Raw genomic sequence first — 20,302 nt, forward strand, 5'->3', positions numbered from 1 at the left:
GATTGAGCCAACGCGGAGCGTTGGTGATTGACGACAACGCCGCGAGGTGCGTGCGCCGGCCCCGCGGCGCCGCGAAGCCTACTGCCGGGCACTCTGAGGCGCGCAGCACACGCGATCGGGGCCGGCCGGGGCATCCCCGGCCGGCCCCGCAGGCGTTACGACGACCGGCAGGTCAGGAGTACGGGTAGAAGCCCGAGCCCGTCTTGCGGCCGAGCCGGCCCGCGTCGACCATGCGCTGGAGCAGCGGGGGAGCGGCGTACAGCGGTTCCTTGAACTCGGCGTACATCGAGTCGGCGACCGACGCCACGGTGTCCAGGCCGATGAGGTCGGAGAGCTTCAGCGGGCCCATCGGGTGGGCGCAGCCGAGCTCCATGCCGTTGTCGATGTCCTCGCGGCTGGCGATACCCGACTCGAACATCCGGATCGCGGAGAGGAGATACGGGATCAGCAGAGCGTTGACGACGAAGCCGGAGCGGTCCTGGGCGCGGATCGGATGCTTGCCCAGCACGTCCTGCACCAGTGCCTCGGACCGCCGGACCGTCTCGTCGGACGTGGTCAGCGCGGGGATCAGCTCGACGAGCTTCTGCACCGGGGCCGGGTTGAAGAAGTGGATGCCGATGACCTGGTCCGGGCGGGAGGTCGCCACAGCCAGCTTCACCAGCGGGATGGAGGAGGTGTTGGAGGCGAGAATCGCGTCCTGCCGGGTCACCACCTGGTCGAGGACCTGGAAGATCTCGGTCTTGACCTGTTCGTTCTCCACGACGGCCTCGATCACGAGATCGCGGTCGGCGAACTCGCCGAGGTCCGTGGTGAAGCTGAGGCGGTTGAGTGTCTCGTCGCGCTCCTCCTCGGTGATCTTCCCGCGTTCGGCGGCCTTCGAGAGGGAGTTGTGGAGCCGGGTGCGACCGATCTCCAGCGCCTCGCCGGTGGTCTCGGCCACCATGACGTCGAGTCCGCTGCGGGCGCACACCTCCGCGATGCCTGCGCCCATTTGGCCACAGCCCACCACTCCGACGCGTGCAATGTCGGCCATAGAGTCCGTCACCTCGTGCCTTTCGCTGGTCTCCGTTCGGCGGGCTCCCGTCTGATTCCGGTACCCGCCTCGACGCCCCGACGTTACTCCGCGGCCTACGGGTCATGACGGGCCGGGGCGGGCATGCTCTGCGTTACCCCCGATGCCGGGGTGACGGACGAGGACACAGAAACGGCAGGTGCAACGAAATGCGGCAAATGGCTCGAAGGGGCTTTGTGGCGGGTGCGGCCGGGGTGGTCGCCGGGATGATGACCTCGGTCGCGGGTGCGGCCGAGGCCGTCGCCGTACCGCGGGAAGTGCCGGTTCCGTCCGGGGTGGGTGCGTTGCCCGGGCCGGGTGTGAGCCACCCGCGCGTCGCCCGGCGCGAGATGCGCGGTATGTGGGTCGCCACCGTCGCCAACATCGACTGGCCCTCGGCGCCCGGTCTGACGGCGGCGGCGCAGCGGGCCGAGCTGATCGCGTACCTCGACGAGGCCGTCGCCCGGCGGCTGAACGCCGTCGTCCTGCAGGTCCGGCCGACCGCCGACGCCCTGTGGCCGTCCTCCTACGAGCCGTGGGCCCAGTACCTCACCGGCGTCCAGGGGAAGGACCCCGGCTGGGACCCGCTGGGCACCGCCGTCCGCGAGGCGCACCGCCGCGGCCTGGAACTGCACGCCTGGTTCAATCCGTACCGGGTCGCCAACCACACGGACCCGTCCCGGCTGATCCCCACGCACCCGGCGCGGCTGCACCCCGACTGGGTCCTGCCGTACGGCGGAAAGCTCTACTACAACCCCGGACTGCCCGAGGTGCGCCGCTTCGTCCAGGACGCCATGCTCGACGCGGTCCGCCGCTACGACATCGATGCCGTCCACTGGGACGACTACTTCTACCCGTACCCGGTCGCCGGACAGGTCTTCGCCGACGACGCCACCTACGCGAAGTACGGCGCGGGCTTCCCGGACAAGGCCGCCTGGCGCCGCGACAACACCGACAAGCTGGTCCGCGAGATGTCCGCGGGGATCAAGAAGATCAAGAAACACGTCCAGTTCGGGATCAGTCCGTTCGGTGTCTGGCGCAACGCGGGCACCGACCCGCTCGGCTCGGACACCAGGGCAGGGGTGCAGACCTACGACGACCTTTATGCCGACACCCGAGGTTGGGTCAAGAAGGGCTGGATCGACTACATCTGTCCGCAGATCTACTGGAACATCGGCTTCGCCGCCGCCGACTACGCCAAGCTGCTGCCCTGGTGGGACGCGGTGGTACGGGGTACAGGTGTCGACCTCTTCGTCGGCGAGGCGCTCTACAAGGGCGGTGACCCCGCCCAGCCCGCCGCCTGGCAGGACCCGGCCGAGCTCTCGCGCCACATCGACCTCGCCGCCCGCTACGACCAGGTCCGCGGGCATGTCTACTTCTCGGGCAAGGACGTGGTCGCCGACCGGGCCGGAATGATGGCGCGCGTCGTGGCGGACCACTACCGCAACAGAGTGCGCCCTCCCCGCTGACCCGGGGGATCTGAGGCGGAGGGGGCGCACCGAGGGGTGGCGCGGTCGGGGCGGTGCCGTGTGCCCGGGGAACCTACGGGGTCTCCGGGCTCCGGTGCAGGACCCCGGTGTGCTGGACGATGGTGTCGGGACCTGGCGAAACCAGGTGTTCGTGTCCGTCCTCGGAGCGGACGCGGTACGGGGGAGCGCCCTTGTCCCCGAGCACTTCGAGGATCTCTGCGACCCGGTCGTGCTGCCCCACGGTCCTGCCGTGCGTCAGCAGCCGGTCGCCCGCGTGTGCCTCCATCTGGAGTGACCTCCTCACGGGTGACGGTCCATGTCGACAAGTCTATGACCGGATCCGCCCACGCACCGGGCGTACCAGTGAGTCTTTTCGGACCGGGCGGGAACCGGGCACGGTCGAGGCCGCCGTGGCGGGTGCGTCCGGGCCGTCGTGGGCCACGCCGGAGACCCCCCGGCGCCGCGCCCCCGCCCGCTGGGTGGCCGCGATACAGACGAGCACGGCCACCGCCGCCACCGGTGCGGCCGCCGAGACCTTCTCGCCGAGGAGCAGAAACGACCACACCAGAGTCAGCAGCGGCTGCGCGAGCTGAAGCTGGCTCGCCCGGGGGACCCCGATCTCCGCCATGCCGCGGTACCAGACGTACAGGCCGACGAAGGTGGAACCAGCCGCCACCCAGACCAGGCCGATGACTCCGTGCGTGGTCAGCCGCACCGGCTCGAAGGGGAGCGCGACAGCCGCGCCCGCCACCATCAGCGGCGCCGCGAGAACCAGTGCCCAGCCGATCACCTGCCAGCCCGGCATGACGCCGGCCAGCCTGCCGCCCTCGGTGTATCCCGCCGCGCACACCAGCAGTGCACCGAACAGGCAGAGATCGCCGGAGGAGAGCGCGCCGCCGCTCTGCTGCACGGTGAACACGATCACCACGGCCGCGCCGGCCAGTGCCGCGATCCAGAAGGTGCGCGGCGGACGCGACCCGGTCCGCAGTGACGAGAGGACCGCGGTGGTCAGCGGCAGCAGCCCCACCACCACGGCCGCGTGCGAGGAGGTGGAGGTCTGCAGGGCCAGCGTGGTCAGCAGCGGGAACCCCACCACCACACCGCCCGCGACGACCGCGAGCCCGCCCCAGTGGCGGCGGTCGGGCACCGGGACCCGTCCCGCAAGCAGCACGGTGCCCGCGATCAGTGCGGCGAGCAGGCTGCGCAGGGTCACCAGGGACCAGGGGCCAAAGCTCTCCAGTCCCCAGACCGTGGACGGGAAGGTCAGCGAGAAGGCGACGACGCCGAGCCCGGCGAGCAGTGTGCCGCTCCGGCCCGCCGATGGGGCAACCGCTGCCGAAGGGGAAGTAACCGCTATCGCTACCTGACGGGTAGCGCTATCCTTTGCTGTCATGCAAGAGCGTAGCAGCGTTGCTGGTCTGGTGAGTTCCCTTCGAGGTGAGCTGAAGCGCTACTCACCTGGTGGGAAGCTGCCGTCCAGTCGGGCACTCGTGGAGCGGTATCGGGTCAGTCCGGTGACCGTCTCCCGGGCGATCGCGCAGCTCGCCGCCGAAGGGCTCGTCGTGACCCGCCCCGGCTCCGGCGCCTTCCGGGCGGAGCGCCGTACCGACGTGCCCCCGCCCGGCGACACCTCCTGGCAGGAGGTCTCCCTCAGCGGCGACGGCGGACCGGAGGTCGTGCCCCGTACCGTCGACGCGTCCGGAGTCCTGGTCACGCTCACCGCACCGCCGCCCGGCGTCATCGAGCTGAACGGCGGTTACCTCCACCCGTCGCTCCAGCCCGAACGGGCGCTCGCTGCCGCCCTCGCCCGGGCCGGGCGCCGCCCCGGAGCCTGGGGCCGTCCGCCCACCGACGGGCTCACCGAGCTCCGTGCCTGGTTCGCCCGCGAGATCGGACCCTCGCTCACCGCCGCCGACATACTCATCACCGCGGGTGGCCAGAGCGCTCTGGCCACCGCTCTGCGCGCCCTCGCCCCGCCCGGCGCCCCCGTCCTCGTCGAATCACCCACCTACCCGGGCATGCTGGCGGCCGCCCGTGCCACCGGACTGCGTCCCGTCCCGGTCCCGGTCGACGCCGACGGGGTCCGCCCCGAACTGCTGGCCGCCGCCTTCCGCGCCACGGGCGCACGCGTCTTCGTCTGTCAGCCGCTCTTCCAGAACCCGACCGGCGCGGTCCTCGCCCCGGACCGCCGGCGTGAGGTCGTCCGGATCGCCCGCGATGCGGGGGCGTTCGTCATCGAGGACGACTTTGCCCGCCGCCTGGTCCACGACGACGCGGGCCCGCTGCCCGCGCCGCTCGCCGCCGACGACCCCGACGGCGTCGTCGTCCATGTCTGCTCCCTCACCAAGATCACCTCGCCGAGCCTGCGGGTGGGGGCGCTGGCCGCCCGCGGTCCGGTGCTGGAACGGCTGCGGGCCATCCAGGTCGTCGACAGCTTCTTCGTCCCGCGCCCGCTCCAGGAAGCCGCGCTCGAACTGGTCGGCTCCCCGGCTTGGGGTCACCATCTGCGTTCCGTGTCGACGGAGCTGAAGAACCGGCGGACCGCCATGACGACCGCTCTGCGGCTCGAACTGCCCGAACTGTCGCTCCCGCGCATCCCCGCGGGCGGCGGCAGCCTCTGGCTGCGGCTGCCGGATGCCGAAGCCGGCTCCGACGAGGCGGCGTTGGTCTCGGCCGCCCTGCGCGCGGGCGTCGCGGTCGCGCCGGGCCGTCCGTACTACTGCGCCGAACCCCCGGCAGCCCAGGTGCGGTTGAGCTTCGCCGCGGTCGCCGGGGCGGGCGAGATCACGGAGGGCGTACGACGGCTGCGCACCGCCTGCGACAAGCTCTTCGCCGCCCCCGGCCGCCGCGACCTATCCTCCGGTCATGGCTGACATCCTCCAGGAGCGTTACGAGATCTCGTCCGACCCGGCCCGGCTGGACCCGGCCCGGATCCACCACTGGCTTTCCACCGACGCCTACTGGGCGCTCGGACGTACCCGCGAGATGCAGGATCTGGCCATCGCTGGATCGCTCAACTTCGGCGCGTATGAAGCAACTTCAGGGGAACAGGTCGGCTACGCCCGGGTGGTGACCGACCACGTCACCTTCGCCTGGCTCTGCGATGTGTACATCGACCGGTCGGCCCGCGGCCACGGGCTCGGGACCCGGCTCGCCGCCGCCGTGCGCGACCACCTCGTCCCGACCGGCATCCGCAGGCTCACCCTCGCGACCGACGACGCCCACGGTGTCTATGCGAAGGCCGGGTTCCAGCCGCTCAAGGACCCCGAGAAGTGGATGTACTTCCGGTTCGACCGTCCCGGAGTTGTCGGAAAATCGCCCTCTTGACCTGGCGGCGTCCGGCTCCACGATCTCGGCCATGAGTGTTCGAGTCTCGCTCGTCGCCGCGGCGCGCAGCGACTCCCCGCTCGCCGAGCGCTTCGACGACGACCGTCCGCTCGATCGGGCCGGCTGGCACGAAGTGCAGCTCGCTACATCGTCGCGGTGCCCGCAAACGTCGTCGTGCTGCCTTCTTGCACGACGTACCGAGGTGGTCCACCGGCCCGTAACCGTTGGTCCGGTTGAAGGCGGAGACACTGCTGACCTGCTTCACCCGGGGACCGCGACACACGGCCCCGGGAAGGTATGCGCCGCGGTGGATCCGGGTGACGCGAACCGGGCCGCGTCGCGGCTCACGCGAGTTCCGTGGGCTCGTCCTGAAGCCCGGACCCGATCTGCTCCCGCAGCTCCAGTCCGTCCGCGTGACCGTGCGCCCGGACGGCCAGCTCGGTGGTGGCGCGGACCACTTCTTCCGGCTCACCAGCGAGGGCAAGCGTGCATTTCGTCTCGCTGGGGTATTCCCGGCAGTCGGCGACCTTCCGCATGAGGCACCTCCCTGCTCCCTTCCACTTTAGTGCCGTGACCGGCACCCGGGCGGTGTGCATTCCAGGAAGAGGGAGCGGGGAGGTGCCAGTGCGCTCACAGCCGTACGGAACTGTCCGGCTTCACTCGGTGCGGCTGGTCATTCACCCGTGTGTGCATCGGTGGCGAGCGTCAGGGCCTCCGCGATGCCGGTCTCCGCGGCGACTTTGTCGATACCAAGCCCGGTCAGCACGCCCTCGCCGTCCTCGTGCTCCAGGAGCGCGAGCAGGATGTGCTCCGTGCCGACATAGTTGTGCCCCATCCGCAGGGCCTCCCGGAACGTGAGCTCCAGCGCCTTGCGTGCCCCGGCGTCGTACGGAATGAGGTCCGGGAGCTCCTCGGCCGCGGGCGGCAGCGCCTCGGTCGCAGCCTGCCGGACGGCGTCCGGCGAGACGCCCTGCGCCTTGATGAACGCCGCGGCGAGCCCCTCCGGCTCACTGAGCAGCCCCAGCGTCAGATGCTCCGTACGCACCTCGTCGTTGCGTGCGGCGCGGGCCTCGTTCTGTGCTGCCATCACGACGTTCCGCGCCCGCTCGGTGAACCGGCTGAACCCCTGGCTGGGGTCGAGATCCGACGGCTCGCCGGGATCCTTGGCGACAAAGCGCTTCTGGGCCGCCTGCCGGGTGACTCCCATGCTCTTCCCGATCTCCGTCCAGGAGGCTCCCGAGCGGCGCGCCTGATCGACGAAGTGGCCGATCAGGTGGTCGGCCACGTCGCCGAGGTGATCGGCGGCGATGACCGCGCCCGAGAGCTGTTCGAGAGCGTTGGGGTGAACTTTCTTGATGGCTTCGATCAGTTCGTCGAGCCGCACCGGATTCGTCATGCTCACTGGTTTCGCCATGTGTCAACCTTAGGTTGACAGTCACCATGTGTCAACCATCGGTTGACAGTGCAAGGAGGGGGTGGCGGCGCTCGGCCCTGCGGGCTGCTCAGCCGGCCCGTTGCTCGGCCAGGTCCAGCCTCGGCCGACTCGTCCGGCGGCAAGTGGCGGATGGCCCGGTCCGTCATCAGCAGGCTCATATGGGCCCGGGCAGGTCGCAGCGCGTTCTCCGGAAAGGTGTCCAGGGTGGCGTCGAGCCGAGCCGTCATCTCTGTGTCCGCCGCCCTCGTGTGGAGCCCGGAGTGCAGGGTGACCGGCCGAAGGGGCGATCGCCATGAGCGGCGCCGTCCCGGCCGATGACGCCGGTGACCGAGTCGTCGTCCAGGGCGGGCAGGTTGCCGGGATGGAATTCCTGGTGAACCCCATCAGTCCCGGCCGGCCGGTCGGGGAAGTCGGCGCCGACGGACGCGACCCGGCGTTCGAGTGCCACAGCGCGGCGACCGTGTCCGCGCGGCGGCTCATGGAGGCAGTATCCGGGGCCGTCGCTCCGCAGATGGAGGCGGAGCGAGGGGATCGTCGGCGCGGACCTGAACGGTCCCGTCGGGTGGGTGCGCGGCGAGAACGAGCGCCCGGCCCCCCGCTGACCGATCAGCGAGGGGCCGGGGCGCCAGAGGGTCCTCGTGCGGTCAGAGGACGCCGGAGTCGGCGATGGTGACCTTGGCCTGGGTCCTGCCGCTCTGCGAGCCGTAGCTTTCGATCTTCTTGACCAGGTCCATGCTCTCCTGGCCCTCGACCTCGCCGAAGACGACGTGCTTGCCGTCCAGCCACGACGTCACGATCGTCGTGATGAAGAACTGGGAGCCGTTGGAGTTGGGGCCCGCGTTCGCCATCGACAGCAGTCCGGGCTTGTTGTGCGTGAGCTTGAAGTTTTCGTCGGCGAACTTCTCGCCGTAGATGCTCTTGCCGCCGCGGCCGTCACCGCTGGTGAAGTCGCCGCCCTGCAGCATGAAGTCCGGGATGACCCGGTGGAAGGACGAGCCCTTGTAGCCGAAGCCCTTCTCGCCGGTCGCCAGCGCGCGGAAGTTCTCCGCCGTCTTCGGAACCACGTCGTCGAACAGGTTGAACACGATCCGCCCGGCGGGCTCGTCATTGATGGTGATGTCGAAAAAAACCTTGGTCGTCATGGATCCATCCTGACATCACCGCGGTCGGCCACCAGCGGACGGGGTGGTCCGAGCGTCGGATCGCCCAGCGAGTTCTCGAACGTGAGTACGAGAAGAGGTTCCGTGCAGGCGATCGGAAGGTGTGACCAACTATGCGTCAGAAGCCTTTGTGCAGTGGCTCTTTGCCCCGCTCCGGAGCGAGTGCCGGACTGATGTGCCACGCACAGTGACCGCCTCCCCTTGCCGCGCCCCACCCGTCGGGGAGGCTCCCTTGCCCTGTTGTCGCCCTGCCCGGGCCTCCCGGGGCCTCCCAGGACGACGCTGTCACCCATTCGGACGGGCGCCTGTTGCCCGGCACGTTCGACACCGTTCGTATGGCACTGGGTCTGCCGACCGCCGGCCCCGCGCCATGAGTCACCCTGCCCAGGAAGGGTCTGCCGATGCCAGGTGTCACCATCCATCGGCAAAGGCGTGGAGCCATGTGCGCCGCGGGGGTCCTGCTGCTCGCCTCGGCGGTCACGACCGGACGTCCGGTCGTGGTCGAGTTGTCCGACGGGGGACCGTCCGCAGGCGGCGGGACGACGTTGACCTGGAAGCCCTGTGAGGGTGAGGGCCGGCAGAGATTCGAGTGCGCAATGGCGAAGGTGCCGCTCGACTACGCCCGTCCCCGATGGCGCACCATCGACCTGGTCGTGATCAGGCACCGGGCCACCGCTCCCAGGCGGCGGGTCGGATCACTGTTCTTCAACCCCGGGGGGCCCGGCGGCCCGGGAACGGTGGGGCTGCCGTTGCAGTACCACAAGTTCCCCAAGGAACTGCGCGAGCGGTTCGACATCGTCAGTTGGGACCCGCGCGGCGTCGGGCAGAGCACCGCCGTGCAATGTTTTGCCGGTGCGGAAGAGGCCGTCACATGGCTGGCGAATGTTCCCGCCTTTCCGGTCGGCACGAAAGAGCGCAGAGCCTTCACCGCGGCCTACGCCGAACTCGGCCGACGCTGTCAGAAGCGCGTTCCGGAACTGCTGCGTCATGTGACGACGGCCGAAAGCGCCCGCGACCTCGACCGGTTGCGTCAGGCACTCGGTGAGCGGCAGTTGAGGTACTGGGGTGTCTCGTACGGAACGATGCTGGGGGCAACCTACGCCAACCTCTTCCCATCCAGAGTCGGCCGCCTGGTGCTCGACGGGAACGTCGATCCGCGGGCCTGGGTCGACGACGGCTCGAAGGGCGAGCCGGAACTGAACACCTTCCTGCGGCTGGGGTCCGATCTGGGCTCGGCCGACACCCTGCGGGAGTTCCTGAGGCTGTGCGGTCGCGCCCCGGCGAGCAGCTGCGCCTTCTCCGCAGGAAACCCGGCAGCAACCCGCGCCAAGCTCACCGAGCTGCTGCGGCGCCTCCCGAAAAGGCCCGTGGGGTCCTGGACGTACGCGAAGACCGTCAGCGAGATCCGTGGCGGGCTCTACACGGTCCACCCCGGCTGGGCCGAGACGGCCCAGATGTTGCAGGCCCTCTGGGAGGGCCGCATCCCGGAGGATCCGCCGGCGCCTCCCGTTTCCTTGGAGTATCCCGGTTTCGAGCAGACTCTCGCCGTACTGTGCGCGGAAAGCCCCAACCCCCGCGAGCCGGCACGCTACGTCGGCCTCGAGAAGCTGAGCACCGCGCGGGCGGGAGAGCTCGGACACTGGTGGGCCTGGGCCAACGCGCCGTGCGCAACCTGGCCGGCCCGTGCCGTCAGGACCTACTCCGGCCCCTGGAACAGGCACACCGCGAACCCCGTACTCGTCGTCAATGCGACCTACGACCCTGCCACCTCCTATCGGGCAGGCAAGGCGATGGCCCGTGAACTCGCCGACGCCCGGCTGCTCACGCTCAACGGGTACGGTCACACGGCACTGGACAATCCGAGCGGCTGTGTCGGCCGGCATGCGGCCCGCTACTTCCTCAGCGGTGTCCTGCCCCCCGTCGGCGCCACGTGCGAACAGGACGTCCCTCCCTTCGCGACGGAGAGACCGGCCGTCCTCGACGGAAGAGGCGGTACGGGCGCGAAATGAGCCCCGGAACGAGCGCCGGGGTGCGTCACTGGCAGGGCGGACCGGGACTCAGTTGTCTGTTCCGGCCGCCCTGCGGCGACGACGGCTGTTCCTCATGGGGCGAACACTGCCGGTCACGGCACCAGAGCGTGCCTGCCGGGCGTCCCCAGGCAGACGGGACTTTCGAAACACGCGTGCAAGGCGTCGGGAGCCCGGCCAAGATCTTCAGTGCCCTGCTAGGACCGACGACGTGGCTTGCCCCGCCTGCCGGTCTTGGGACCGCCGGAACCGCTCCGCGGGCTCCTGCCGGTCGGCTTCCCGGTCGTGGACTTTCGCTGCGTGCCGCCTGTGTCAGGGCGCTTGCGCTGCTTCGGCTGTGCCGGGGTGGCGTTGCGCCCCCGCGAACTGTTGACGGTCCGCCCGCGGACGATCCCGATGAAGTCCTCCACCAGGTCGGTGGTTTCTTCCTCCGGCCACGACAGCGCGACGCGCGACTCGGGGGCGTCCGTGAGCGGCCGGTACGTGAGGTCCTTGCGGTGGTGCAGGCGTGCGAGTGACTGAGGGACCACGAGGAGGCCCACCCCTGCCGCCACCAGCTCGATGGCGTCCGCCGTCGTGGCCGGACGCTCGATCGCGGGCCGGCCCGGCGGACGCTCCCAGTCGAGGGTGTCGTCGAGGGGGTGCAGCACGACGTCGTCGGCCAGATCCGCTCCGGACACCTCGTCGACCGTCGCCACGATGTGGTCCTTCGGGACCACGACCACCGTCGTCTCGGTGTAGAGGGGGATCGCGCTGAGGTCCGTCCGGTCGATCGGCAACCGCACGAAACCTGCGTCGGCGCCGCCGCTCCGCAACAGGTCGGATGCTTCGGCGGCGGCCACCGCGACGAGCGTCAGTGGGATGTCGGGCAGCCGCTCGTTCCAGATGCGCACCCACTTGGTCGGCGTCACGCCTGGGACGTATGCGAGCCGGAACGAGAGGGGTGCATCGGAGCCTGTCACTTCGCCAGGTTAACCGGTCGTGGTCGGAGGTATCGCACACGCTCGCTACTCTTGACACCATGACGTCGCACCAGACCACCCAGACGATGAAGCCCGCAACCGCGGCAAAGAAGCTGGGTGTGTACCTTGAGGCCACCCCCGCCGAGTTCCGGGAGGGTGTCGTCTCGCGCAGCGAGCTCAATGCGCTGCAGGCCGATCCGCCCGAGTGGCTGCAGGAACTGCGGCGCAACGGACCGCACCCCCGCCCGGTGGTCGCGGCGAAGCTGGGCGTCTCCATCGCGGGCCTCGCACGTGGTGGAGTCACGGACGCACTCACCACGGAGCAGGTCGACGCGCTGAAGAAGGACCTCCCCGAGTGGCTGCAGAAGGAGCGCGCCACCCAGGCCGAGGTCCGGAAGGAAGCGGCGCGCATCAAGGAGAGGAACGCGGAGCGGGCCGGTCAGCCCCAGCGACCGCGCTCCTGACCTGCTTCACTCGAGGTTCGGACTCGACGACGCTGTCGGTGGTCACCAGACCTGCTCGCGAGGCCGGGCACTGTTCAGCTCAGATGCACCGGCAGTGAGTCCACCCCGTACACGACCGACAACTTGCGGAACTCCAGTTCCTCCGGCCGCACCGCAAGGCGCAAGTAAGCCCTGCCCGTGCGGAGGCCGGTAACGCCCATCGCGATGCCGCCGACCAGGCCCTGCGGGACAGGGAGACGGCGAGCGGTTGTCCACGGTCTGGATCGGTGCGTTCCGGTACACCCCACGCCCCGGTACACCCCACGACGACCTGGCGGTCACCGCCCGGCCCGCTTCGTCCTCGAAAGCCCGGCTCCATGCCCGGCGGTGTCACCCCCACCGCCCGCCCGGTCGGCTCAGAGCCTGTCGGGCGAACTCTGATCGGGCGGGCGCGGCGTGGCAGGGACGCCGAGGCGCGCCTCGACGGTGCAGGGCGCCGCTGTGGGCGTCACGCCTGGACGACAGGCGCATTGGACGGTGCGCGGGCGGCAGACTTCCCGCCGACTCGGCAGTCCCGGTGACCACGCCGGCGCGCAGGTGTGGCCAGGGCCGTGACCATCAGGTGGCGGCCGCCATCGCCCCCGCGTGTGCCGTCGTCATTCGCCTCGCCAGATGTTGTCGAAGGCCGCATCCTCGATGGCTCGCCGTTGCCGTACGGCCTCCAGCTCCATGAGCGCGTCATTGACTGCGGCCAGCACGGTCACCACCGCGTCGTCGACCGTGCTCGGGAAGTCCCCGGTCCACTCCTCCCGGATCCCGATGGCTGCCCCGAGGGCGGCGAGGACGGGCTCGTCCGAGGTCCAGCGGTTCGCCGCCTCGCGGCGGGCGGGCGAATCGACCAGCGCTGTCCGACCGCTCCGGAAGGGCATCCCGCGACGGGGCTGCCGAGTGAGCTGCCCTTCCGTCTCGAGCGCGGCCAGATAGGCGGCGGCCAGGCCACGACCTCTGCGCCACAGCCAGTCGTCGATCGATTCGTACGGCGCTTCCCGGACCAGCGTCGCCGCAGCCTCGTCCAGCAGGCGATCGGCTATGGGCGGCCGGAGGCACGGCACGATCCGGTCGCCGTCCAGTCTGATGGCCTCGGCACCGAGGAGGTCGATCATCTCGGCTCCCGCGAGCGCGAGCGACAGGTCGCCCTGCTCCACAGGGTGACCGGGTGCCATGTCCATGACGGCGATCGAGAGGTCCCGCGGTGTGGTCATGAAGGGCTCCACGTCAGAGGCGTCGGTAGCGATGCGTCGCCGAGCAGCTGGTCCGGCGCCCGATGTGACGCCGGGCCGCAAGGTCGGCTGCCGCTGTCGGCGGCCGCGGCGATCGCCGAGCGGATGTGCTGCGTGCAGCCGGCGGGCGGGAAGCCCGGCCGGTGCTGTCCATCGGGATCAGATTACTGATCGTGCGGCCGGCGTGTGAGGAAAGGACACTTCTGCCCGTCGCCGAGCTTTCCCGCTAACGAGCTTACGGAGCGAGGGCGGCAGGTGCATCCTGCGTCGGCTCCACCCTGCTGCCCTGGCCGTCGGCTGAAGCTCCGGCCGCGCCGGCCCGAGTGCCGAGTCGGCAGCTCCGGGCGACGCGACACATGGGCGTGGCTGCTCAGATCGAGATGGGTACCCGAGCCGTCCGACGACGTATGCGCGCTTCGGCTGGCCACACCGGCCGACTGCCGCGCCCGGTCGCACCACCTGTGCCGAAGCACGCGGGCTGTCGCCCACGCAGGTTCGCTGTCACCGCGACCCTATTCCTCAGCCCAGTGTGATCCGGGCGGCGACCGGCAGGTGGTCGCTGCCGGTGGCGGGCAAGGTGTGGATGTGGGCGACGGTTGCCGAGCGGGCCATGACTTGGTCGATCCGGGCCAGCGGGAAGGCGGCGGGGAAGCTGAAGGCGAAGCCGCGCTCCGCTACGTTCATCCGTGAGGTCAGCGGGGCCAGCCCACGGTCGTCGACCGTGCTGTTGAGGTCCCCCAGCAGGATCACCGTTGTCAGCTTCTCGGCGGCGACGGCCTTGCCCAGCAGGTCGGCGCTCTCGTCGCGCCAGGAGGACGCGAGGCCGCTCGCCCGGACGCGGACCGAGGGCAGATGCGCGACGTACGCGGCGATCTCGCCGTGCGGCGTGTGGACCACGGTCCGCAGCCCGCGCCGCCAGGCGTCCGCGATCCCCTGGGGTTTGATGTCCAACAGCCGGGTGTCGGTCAGCGGATACTTCGACCAGAGCCCGACGGTGCCCCGGACCGCGTGATACGGGTAGTCCGAGGCGAGGGTCTTCTCGTAGACCGGCAGTGCCGGGGGCACCAGCTCCTCCAGCGCGATGAGATCGGGCTCGGCGTCGGCCAGGGCGCGAGCCGTGCCTGCCGGGTCGGTGTTCTCGTCGCTGACGTTGTGCTGCACCACGGCCAGGTCGTGCCCGCCGGGCTTCGCCCCGGACAGGAGCAGTCCGCCGAAGAGGTGCATCCAGGCCGCCACAGGCATCAGCAGGGCCACCGCCGCGGTGGCCGAACGGCGCAGCAGAGCCCCGCCGAGCAGCACCACGACCACCAGGCCGAGCCAGGGCAGGAAGGTTTCCAACAGACTGCCCGGGCGGCCCATGAAGTTGGGGACGGCCCGGTGGAACGCCAGCAGCCCGGCCGTCAGCACGGCGAGCACGGCGATCAGCCGCCCTCGCGTCCAGGCCGACCGGGCCCTCGCGTCCTGGCCCGGAGCCCGGCGCCGCGCCCACCGAGGCACTGCTGCCTTCACCGCCGACGTCGCACCGCTGTCCGCCCGCACCTGCTCCACCATGGCTTCCCATTCACTCGGCCTCGCCCCCTGAGACGACCCACCGGGTGAATCAGTTTCTGTTGTCCGCGGCACGGTGCCGCGGACGGTGAGGCATTGCCCGACCCACAACTTCCGGCCCCGAGGACGGTCGGCGTCGACGAGCAGGCGACGCGCAAGGGCCGTAACTACGGGACTGTGGGGATGGCGAGCCACGTCGGCCGGCGCACCTGCTGCCCGACCGGGAGGCTTCGATGTTGGCCGCAGGGTCGGCCAAAAGGCCAGCACCCGAGGTCGTATGCCGTGACTGCGCACCGTTCTTTGCGCAGGCGCGCCCGCAGGAGTGCCCCAGGCGGTGCGGGAGGCGGACCATTGGTGTGTATGGCACAACCTGAGCGAAGCCGCTGAGCGGAGTGTCGCCCAGCACCGGGTTCCTGCGCGTCCTGGGCGGGCTACGAGCGGGGCAGCCGTACCTCGCCGCGCGCCGAGCCGTGAAAGCTTTGCATAAAAGTGCGGCGATGCGTATAGTCATGCCATCGATGAGGAGGATTCCGATGGCGGTACGTGCAGCAGTGGCAGGGGCGAGCGGGTATGCCGGCGGGGAGCTGCTCCGTCTGCTGCTCGTTCACCCCGAGATGGAGATCGGTGCTCTCACCGGCAATACCAACGCCGGCCAGAAGCTCGGCACGCTGCAACCGCATCTGCGGCCGCTCGCCGACCGGGTGCTCCAGCCGACCACGCCCGAGGTCCTCGCGGGGCACGACGTCGTTTTTCTCGCCCTGCCGCACGGGCAGTCCGCCGCCGTCGCCGAGCAGCTCGGTGACGAGGTGCTCGTCGTCGACATGGGCGCCGACTTCCGGCTGAAGGACGCCGGTGACTGGGAGAAGTTCTACGGGTCGCCGCACGCCGGTACCTGGCCCTACGGTCTGCCCGAGCTTCCCGGTGCCCGTGCCGCGTTGGCGGGTTCCAAGCGGATCGCGGTGCCCGGCTGCTACCCGACGGCAGTCTCCCTCGCGCTGTTCCCGGCGTACGCGGCCCAGCTCGTCGAGCCCGAAGCCGTCGTCGTCGCCGCGTCCGGTACCTCCGGGGCGGGCAAGGCGGCCAAGCCGCACCTGCTCGGTTCCGAGGTGATGGGCAACATGTCTCCGTACGGCGTCGGCGGTGTCCACCGGCATACGCCCGAGATGATCCAGAACCTCACCGCGGCCGCCGGTGAGCCGGTCACGGTTTCCTTCACGCCGACCCTCGCACCCATGCCCCGCGGCATCCTCGCCACGTGCAGCGCGAAGGCGAAGCCGGGCGTGAGCGCCGAGTCCGTACGTACCGCCTATGACAAGGCCTTCGCGGACGAGCCGTTCGTCGACCTTCTTCCCGAGGGGCAGTGGCCCGCCACCGCGTCCGTGTACGGCTCCAACGCCGTGCAGATCCAGGTCGCGTACGACGAGGCAGCCGGCCGGATCGTCGTCATCAGCGCCATCGACAACCTTGCCAAGGGCACCGCGGGCGGCGCCCTGCAGAGCATGAACATTGCCCTCGGACTTCCCGAGGACACAGGTCTTTCCACGATCGGAGTGGCACCGTGAGCGTCACGGCAGCACAGGGGTTCTCGGCGGCGGGTATCGCCGCGGGAATCAAGGAGAGCGGTAACCCGGACCTGGCCCTCGTGGTCAACAACGGCCCGCGTCGCGCCGCCGCGGGAGTCTTCACCTCCAACCGCGTCAAGGCCGCCCCCGTCCTCTGGTCGGAGCAGGTCCTCAAGGGCGGCGAGGTCACCGCCGTCGTCCTCAACTCCGGTGGCGCCAACGCCTGTACGGGGCCACAGGGCTTCCAGGACACGCACGCCACCGCCGAGAAGGCCGCCGAGGTCCTCATCGGTCACAGCGCCGGTGAGATCGCCGTCGCCTCGACCGGGCTGATCGGCACACTGCTTCCGATGGACAAGCTGCTGCCCGGCATCGAGACCGCCGCCGCGGCGCTCAGCGAGCACGGCGGCGAGAAGGCCGCCATCGCCATCAAGACCACGGACACGGTCCACAAGACCGCCGTCGCGGGCGGCGATGGCTGGACCGTCGGCGGCATGGCCAAGGGCGCGGGCATGCTCGCACCAGGGCTCGCCACGATGCTGGTCGTCCTCACCACCGACGCCGACCTCGACGCCGCCGGTCTCGACTCCGCGCTGCGCGCCGCGACCCGCACCACCTTCGACCGGGTCGACTCCGACGGCTGCATGTCGACGAACGACACCGTGCTGCTGCTGGCCTCCGGGGCCAGCGGGATCACCCCGGAGCAGGGCGAGTTCGCGGAGGCCGTACGGGTCGTCTGCGCCGACCTGGCCCGGCAGCTGATCGGCGACGCCGAGGGTGCCTCCAAGGACATCCGGATCGAGGTCATCAACGCGGCGACCGAGGACGACGCCGTCGAGGTGGGCCGTTCCATCGCGCGCAACAATCTTCTCAAGTGCGCCATCCACGGCGAGGACCCCAACTGGGGCAGGGTCCTCTCCGCGATCGGCACGACGAAGGCCGCCTTCGAGCCCGACCAGCTCAATGTCGCCATCAACGGCGTCTGGGTCTGCAAGAACGGCGGGGTCGGCGAGGACCGCGACCTCGTCGACATGCGCTACCGCGAGGTGAAGATCACCGCCGACCTCGCCGCAGGCACCGAGTCGGCCGTGATCTGGGCCAACGACCTCACCGCGGACTACGTCCACGAGAACAGCGCGTACAGCTCATGAGCGCCGCGAGGAAGCACACCGCACTGCCGAAGGCGCAGATCCTCATCGAGGCGTTGCCCTGGCTGACCCGGCACAACGGCAAGACCGTCGTCGTCAAGTTCGGCGGCAACGCCATGATCGACGAAGAGCTGAAGGCGGCCTTCGCACAGGACGTCGTCTTCCTGCGGCAGGCCGGCCTCAAGCCCGTCGTCGTGCACGGCGGCGGCCCGCAGATCAGCGCTCAGCTCGACAAGCAGGGCCTGGTCAGCGAGTTCAAGGCCGGGCTGCGTGTCACGACGCCCGAGGCGATGGACGTCGTACGGATGGTGCTGGCCGGACAGGTCCAGCGCGAACTCGTCGGCCTGCTCAACCAGCACGGCCCGCTCGCCGTCGGCATGACCGGTGAGGACGCGCACACCATCACCGCCACCCAGCACCGGCCCACCATCGAGGGCGAGCTCGTCGACATCGGCCGGGTCGGCAAGATCACCGCCATCGACACCGGGGCTGTCCAGGCTCTGCTGGACGACGGCCGGATCCCGGTCATCTCCTCCATCGCCCGCTCCGCCGACGACAACCACGTCTACAACGTCAACGCCGACACCGCGGCCGCCGCACTCGCCGCCGCGCTGAACGCCGAGACGCTGATGGTCCTCACCGACGTGGAGGGTCTCTACGAGGACTGGCCCAACAGCGACGACGTGATCAGCCGACTCACTGCCGACGAGCTGGAGAAGCTGCTGCCGGAGCTGTCGAGCGGCATGGTGCCGAAGATGCAGGGCTGTCTGTACGCCGTGCGCAACGGCGTCAAGACCGCCCGTGTCATCGACGGCCGGGTCCAGCACTCGATCCTGTTGGAGATCTTCACCGACGAAGGAATCGGCACGATGGTCGTGCCCGACGCACAGCCAGGAACAGTCGCACAGTCAGGGACCGAGGGGGAAGTATGACCAACGCCGAGCTTTCACAGCGGTGGCAGGGCTCGCTCATGGACAACTACGGCACCCCGCAGCTCTCCCTGGTCCGTGGCGAAGGCGCCCGCGTGTGGGACGCCGACGGCACCGAGTACCTCGACTTCGTCGGCGGCATCGCGGTGAACGCGCTGGGCCACGCCCACCCCGCCGTCGTCGAGGCCGTCTCCGCCCAGATCGCCTCCCTCGGCCATGTCTCCAACCTCTTCATTGCCGAACCGCCCGTCGCCCTCGCCGAGCGGCTGCTGCACCTTTTCGGCCGGACCGGCCGGGTCTACTTCTCCAACTCGGGCGCCGAGGCCAACGAGGCCGCCTTCAAGATCGGCCGGCTGACCGGGCGGACCCATATGGTCGCCACCGACGGCGGCTTCCACGGCCGGACCATGGGGGCGCTCGCCCTCACCGGCCAGCCCGGGAAGCGCGAGCCGTTCCTCCCGCTGCCCGGCGACGTCACACATGTCCCGTACGGGGATGCGGAAGCCCTCCGCGCCGCAGTGACCACCGAGACCGCGCTGGTGATCATCGAACCCATCCAGGGCGAGAACGGTGTGGTCGTCCCGCCCAAGGGCTACCTGGCCGCCGCCCGGGAGATCACCCGGGCCACCGGCACCCTGCTCGTTCTCGACGAGGTGCAGACCGGTATCGGCCGGTGCGGCCACTGGTTCGAGCACCAGGCCCACCAGAGCATCGAGCCCGACATCGTCACCCTCGCCAAGGGCCTGGGTGGCGGGCTGCCGATCGGCGCCACCGTCGCCTTCGGTGCCGCGGCCGACCTGCTGAAGCCCGGTCAGCACGGCACGACGTTCGGCGGCAACCCGATCGCCTGCGCTGCCGGTCTCGCCGTGCTGGACACCCTCGCCGCCGATGGCGCCCTGGACCGGGTGAAGCGGCTCGGCGAGCGGATCCGGGAGGGTGTCGAGGGGCTGGGGCACCCATTGGTCTCCCACGTCCGCGGCTCCGGACTGCTCCTGGGTATCGTGCTCACCGAGCCCCTCGCACCTCAGGTGCAGCAGGCGGCTCAGGGAGCCGGACTCCTGGTGAACGCGCCCGCCCCCGATGTCGTACGGCTGATGCCGCCGCTGATCATCGGTGACGCGGAGGTGGACGCGTTCCTCGAGGCACTGCCCGGCGCCCTCGACGCGGCACACGGGGACGGACCATCCGGAGAGAAGCGCTCCGGAGAATGAGGCGACGACGATGACCGAGGCGCAGGAATCCGAGTACGGCGGGCAGTCCGTGCCGCAGACCCGCACGGCACGCCACCGCCGGATCGTGGACATTCTGAACCGGCTGCCGGTGCGCTCGCAGAGCCAGCTGGCCAAGCTCCTCGCCGACGACGGGCTGAGCGTCACCCAGGCGACGCTCTCCCGGGATCTGGACGAGCTGGGCGCGGTGAAGATCCGTAACACCGGCGGCGAGCTGATCTACGCGGTGCCGAGCGAGGGCGGTTTCCGTACCCCGCAGGCGCCGCTCGGCGAGTCCGCCAAGGAGGAGCGGATGCGGCGCCTCTCCGCCGAACTGCTCATTTCGGCGGAGGCCTCGGCCAACCTTGTGGTGCTGCGTACGCCTCCGGGCGCGGCCCAGTTCCTGGCCTCGGCCATCGACCAGGCCGAGCTGCAGGACATACTCGGTACGATCGCGGGCGACGACACGTTGATGCTGATCAGCCGTGACCCGGCGGGCGGTCAGGCACTCGCCGACCATCTGCTGCGGCTGGCGCAGAACGGCCGCTGAGCCCACGCGGGCTCTTCTCTTCGGATCGGGACGGACCCCGAGGGCCCGGGCCGACCCGGGAGAGGAGCCTCGGACGTTCGGATCAGTAACGGGTGATCGCGGTCGGGCCCGAAAGGGTCCCGATCGCGATGTGCGGCCGGCGGTCCGGGTCCGTCCAAGGGCAAGCAGAACCGAACCGGTCACCGGTGATATGCGCATGTCCC

At 70.3% G+C, this 20,302-nt stretch carries 19 protein-coding genes and 1 pseudogene; 11 read left to right on the forward strand and 9 right to left on the reverse strand.

Annotated elements, in window-relative coordinates:
- Positions 1-172: 172 nt before the first annotated feature.
- Positions 173-1,033, reverse strand: a complete 861-nt coding sequence (locus ACIBB8_RS32925) for a 3-hydroxybutyryl-CoA dehydrogenase (RefSeq protein ID WP_358859867.1) — start codon at positions 1,031-1,033, stop codon at positions 173-175.
- A 188-nt stretch (positions 1,034-1,221) separates the two neighbouring features.
- Between ACIBB8_RS32925 and ACIBB8_RS32930 the strand changes: the two genes are divergently transcribed.
- Complete coding sequence (locus tag ACIBB8_RS32930; RefSeq protein ID WP_398958408.1) at positions 1,222-2,520, forward strand: glycoside hydrolase family 10 protein; 1,299 nt, start codon at positions 1,222-1,224, stop codon at positions 2,518-2,520.
- 73 nt (positions 2,521-2,593) lie between these two features.
- Here ACIBB8_RS32930 and ACIBB8_RS32935 read toward each other — a convergent pair whose 3' ends face one another.
- The gene (locus ACIBB8_RS32935) at positions 2,594-2,806 is read right to left on the reverse strand and encodes a DUF1918 domain-containing protein (RefSeq protein ID WP_366692460.1); all 213 of its coding nucleotides are present in this window, start codon (positions 2,804-2,806) and stop codon (positions 2,594-2,596) included.
- Positions 2,807-2,848: 42 nt separating this feature from the next.
- Entirely contained in the window at positions 2,849-3,913 is a 1,065-nt protein-coding gene (locus ACIBB8_RS32940) for a DMT family transporter (RefSeq protein ID WP_398958411.1), read from the reverse strand.
- On the opposite strand from ACIBB8_RS32940, the gene ACIBB8_RS32945 reads away from it, so the two are divergent.
- The 3 genes and pseudogenes from ACIBB8_RS32945 to ACIBB8_RS32955 all read left to right on the forward strand — a co-directional run.
- Positions 3,912-5,393: a PLP-dependent aminotransferase family protein gene (locus ACIBB8_RS32945; RefSeq protein WP_398958414.1), complete on the forward strand. Its 1,482-nt coding sequence runs from the start codon at positions 3,912-3,914 to the stop codon at positions 5,391-5,393. The genes ACIBB8_RS32940 and ACIBB8_RS32945 overlap by 2 nt on opposite strands.
- A complete protein-coding gene (locus ACIBB8_RS32950; RefSeq protein WP_398958416.1) occupies positions 5,386-5,847 on the forward strand; it encodes a GNAT family N-acetyltransferase in 462 nt (153 codons plus the stop codon). The genes ACIBB8_RS32945 and ACIBB8_RS32950 overlap by 8 nt, the downstream gene beginning before the upstream one ends.
- A gap of 31 nt (positions 5,848-5,878) precedes the next feature.
- Positions 5,879-6,010: pseudogene (locus ACIBB8_RS32955) on the forward strand (histidine phosphatase family protein); the annotation flags it as partial.
- Between the two features lie 181 nt (positions 6,011-6,191).
- Here the strand turns inward: ACIBB8_RS32955 and ACIBB8_RS32960 are convergent.
- The 3 genes from ACIBB8_RS32960 to ACIBB8_RS32970 all read right to left on the reverse strand — a co-directional run bounded on the left by ACIBB8_RS32960 (position 6,192) and on the right by ACIBB8_RS32970 (position 8,424).
- Positions 6,192-6,383, reverse strand: coding sequence for a DUF1059 domain-containing protein (locus ACIBB8_RS32960; RefSeq protein WP_398958418.1), 192 nt, complete (start codon positions 6,381-6,383; stop codon positions 6,192-6,194).
- 137 nt (positions 6,384-6,520) lie between these two features.
- The gene (locus tag ACIBB8_RS32965; RefSeq protein WP_398958420.1) at positions 6,521-7,261 is read right to left on the reverse strand and encodes a Clp protease N-terminal domain-containing protein; all 741 of its coding nucleotides are present in this window, start codon (positions 7,259-7,261) and stop codon (positions 6,521-6,523) included.
- 665 nt (positions 7,262-7,926) lie between these two features.
- On the reverse strand, positions 7,927-8,424 hold the full coding sequence (locus tag ACIBB8_RS32970) for a peptidylprolyl isomerase (RefSeq protein ID WP_398958422.1): 498 nt from the start codon (positions 8,422-8,424) through the stop codon (positions 7,927-7,929).
- A 458-nt stretch (positions 8,425-8,882) separates the two neighbouring features.
- Here ACIBB8_RS32970 and ACIBB8_RS32975 point away from each other — a divergent pair, with 458 nt between their 5' ends.
- Positions 8,883-10,451 carry an alpha/beta hydrolase gene (locus tag ACIBB8_RS32975; RefSeq protein ID WP_398958424.1) on the forward strand — a complete coding sequence of 523 codons (1,569 nt, stop codon included), beginning with the start codon at positions 8,883-8,885 and terminating at the stop codon, positions 10,449-10,451.
- 215 nt (positions 10,452-10,666) lie between these two features.
- On the opposite strand, the gene ACIBB8_RS32980 is transcribed toward ACIBB8_RS32975, so the two are convergent.
- On the reverse strand, positions 10,667-11,431 hold the full coding sequence (locus ACIBB8_RS32980; RefSeq protein WP_398958426.1) for a LysR family substrate-binding domain-containing protein: 765 nt from the start codon (positions 11,429-11,431) through the stop codon (positions 10,667-10,669).
- A 59-nt stretch (positions 11,432-11,490) separates the two neighbouring features.
- Between ACIBB8_RS32980 and ACIBB8_RS32985 the strand changes: the two genes are divergently transcribed.
- Positions 11,491-11,895, forward strand: a complete 405-nt coding sequence (locus ACIBB8_RS32985) for a DUF5997 family protein (protein ID WP_398958428.1) — start codon at positions 11,491-11,493, stop codon at positions 11,893-11,895.
- Positions 11,896-12,530: 635 nt separating this feature from the next.
- On the opposite strand, the gene ACIBB8_RS32990 is transcribed toward ACIBB8_RS32985, so the two are convergent.
- Both ACIBB8_RS32990 and ACIBB8_RS32995 read right to left on the reverse strand, forming a co-directional pair.
- Positions 12,531-13,136, reverse strand: a complete 606-nt coding sequence (locus ACIBB8_RS32990; protein WP_398958430.1) for a GPP34 family phosphoprotein — start codon at positions 13,134-13,136, stop codon at positions 12,531-12,533.
- 537 nt (positions 13,137-13,673) lie between these two features.
- Complete coding sequence (locus ACIBB8_RS32995; protein WP_398958432.1) at positions 13,674-14,705, reverse strand: endonuclease/exonuclease/phosphatase family protein; 1,032 nt, start codon at positions 14,703-14,705, stop codon at positions 13,674-13,676.
- 530 nt (positions 14,706-15,235) lie between these two features.
- Between ACIBB8_RS32995 and argC the strand changes: the two genes are divergently transcribed.
- From argC to ACIBB8_RS33020, 5 genes are read left to right on the forward strand one after another with little or no spacing between them, the layout of a single operon-like run.
- Positions 15,236-16,264, forward strand: coding sequence for an N-acetyl-gamma-glutamyl-phosphate reductase (argC, locus tag ACIBB8_RS33000; protein ID WP_398958435.1), 1,029 nt, complete (start codon positions 15,236-15,238; stop codon positions 16,262-16,264).
- The gene (gene argJ / locus ACIBB8_RS33005; protein ID WP_398958437.1) at positions 16,261-17,415 is read left to right on the forward strand and encodes a bifunctional glutamate N-acetyltransferase/amino-acid acetyltransferase ArgJ; all 1,155 of its coding nucleotides are present in this window, start codon (positions 16,261-16,263) and stop codon (positions 17,413-17,415) included. The genes argC and argJ overlap by 4 nt, the downstream gene beginning before the upstream one ends.
- Positions 17,412-18,344 (forward strand): acetylglutamate kinase, encoded by a 933-nt coding sequence (gene argB, locus ACIBB8_RS33010; protein ID WP_398958439.1) that lies wholly within the window; start codon positions 17,412-17,414, stop codon positions 18,342-18,344. The genes argJ and argB overlap by 4 nt, the downstream gene beginning before the upstream one ends.
- Positions 18,341-19,552 (forward strand): acetylornithine transaminase, encoded by a 1,212-nt coding sequence (locus ACIBB8_RS33015; protein WP_398958441.1) that lies wholly within the window; start codon positions 18,341-18,343, stop codon positions 19,550-19,552. Before argB ends, ACIBB8_RS33015 begins: the two co-directional genes overlap by 4 nt.
- 10 nt (positions 19,553-19,562) lie before the next feature.
- Positions 19,563-20,099, forward strand: coding sequence for an arginine repressor (locus tag ACIBB8_RS33020; RefSeq protein ID WP_037698928.1), 537 nt, complete (start codon positions 19,563-19,565; stop codon positions 20,097-20,099).
- Positions 20,100-20,302: the final 203 nt, after the last annotated feature.

The sequence above is a fragment of the Streptomyces sp. NPDC051286 genome (genome assembly GCF_044455345.1).
Taxonomy (GTDB): domain Bacteria; phylum Actinomycetota; class Actinomycetes; order Streptomycetales; family Streptomycetaceae; genus Streptomyces.

Bases quoted from the DNA above. Each gene is read 5' to 3' on its own strand.
- ACIBB8_RS32925 (WP_358859867.1), bottom strand. From the start codon at position 1,033: ATGGCCGACATTGCACGCGTCGGAGTGGTGGGCTGTGGCCAAATGGGC.
- ACIBB8_RS32930 (WP_398958408.1), top strand. From the start codon at position 1,222: ATGCGGCAAATGGCTCGAAGGGGCTTTGTGGCGGGTGCGGCCGGGGTG.
- ACIBB8_RS32935 (WP_366692460.1), bottom strand. From the start codon at position 2,806: ATGGAGGCACACGCGGGCGACCGGCTGCTGACGCACGGCAGGACCGTG.
- ACIBB8_RS32945 (WP_398958414.1), top strand. From the start codon at position 3,912: ATGCAAGAGCGTAGCAGCGTTGCTGGTCTGGTGAGTTCCCTTCGAGGT.
- ACIBB8_RS32940 (WP_398958411.1), bottom strand. From the start codon at position 3,913: ATGACAGCAAAGGATAGCGCTACCCGTCAGGTAGCGATAGCGGTTACT.
- ACIBB8_RS32950 (WP_398958416.1), top strand. From the start codon at position 5,386: ATGGCTGACATCCTCCAGGAGCGTTACGAGATCTCGTCCGACCCGGCC.
- ACIBB8_RS32960 (WP_398958418.1), bottom strand. From the start codon at position 6,383: ATGCGGAAGGTCGCCGACTGCCGGGAATACCCCAGCGAGACGAAATGC.
- ACIBB8_RS32965 (WP_398958420.1), bottom strand. From the start codon at position 7,261: ATGGCGAAACCAGTGAGCATGACGAATCCGGTGCGGCTCGACGAACTG.
- ACIBB8_RS32970 (WP_398958422.1), bottom strand. From the start codon at position 8,424: ATGACGACCAAGGTTTTTTTCGACATCACCATCAATGACGAGCCCGCC.
- ACIBB8_RS32975 (WP_398958424.1), top strand. From the start codon at position 8,883: ATGTGCGCCGCGGGGGTCCTGCTGCTCGCCTCGGCGGTCACGACCGGA.
- ACIBB8_RS32985 (WP_398958428.1), top strand. From the start codon at position 11,491: ATGACGTCGCACCAGACCACCCAGACGATGAAGCCCGCAACCGCGGCA.
- ACIBB8_RS32990 (WP_398958430.1), bottom strand. From the start codon at position 13,136: ATGACCACACCGCGGGACCTCTCGATCGCCGTCATGGACATGGCACCC.
- ACIBB8_RS32995 (WP_398958432.1), bottom strand. From the start codon at position 14,705: ATGGTGGAGCAGGTGCGGGCGGACAGCGGTGCGACGTCGGCGGTGAAG.
- argC (WP_398958435.1), top strand. From the start codon at position 15,236: ATGGCGGTACGTGCAGCAGTGGCAGGGGCGAGCGGGTATGCCGGCGGG.
- argB (WP_398958439.1), top strand. From the start codon at position 17,412: ATGAGCGCCGCGAGGAAGCACACCGCACTGCCGAAGGCGCAGATCCTC.
- ACIBB8_RS33015 (WP_398958441.1), top strand. From the start codon at position 18,341: ATGACCAACGCCGAGCTTTCACAGCGGTGGCAGGGCTCGCTCATGGAC.
- ACIBB8_RS33020 (WP_037698928.1), top strand. From the start codon at position 19,563: ATGACCGAGGCGCAGGAATCCGAGTACGGCGGGCAGTCCGTGCCGCAG.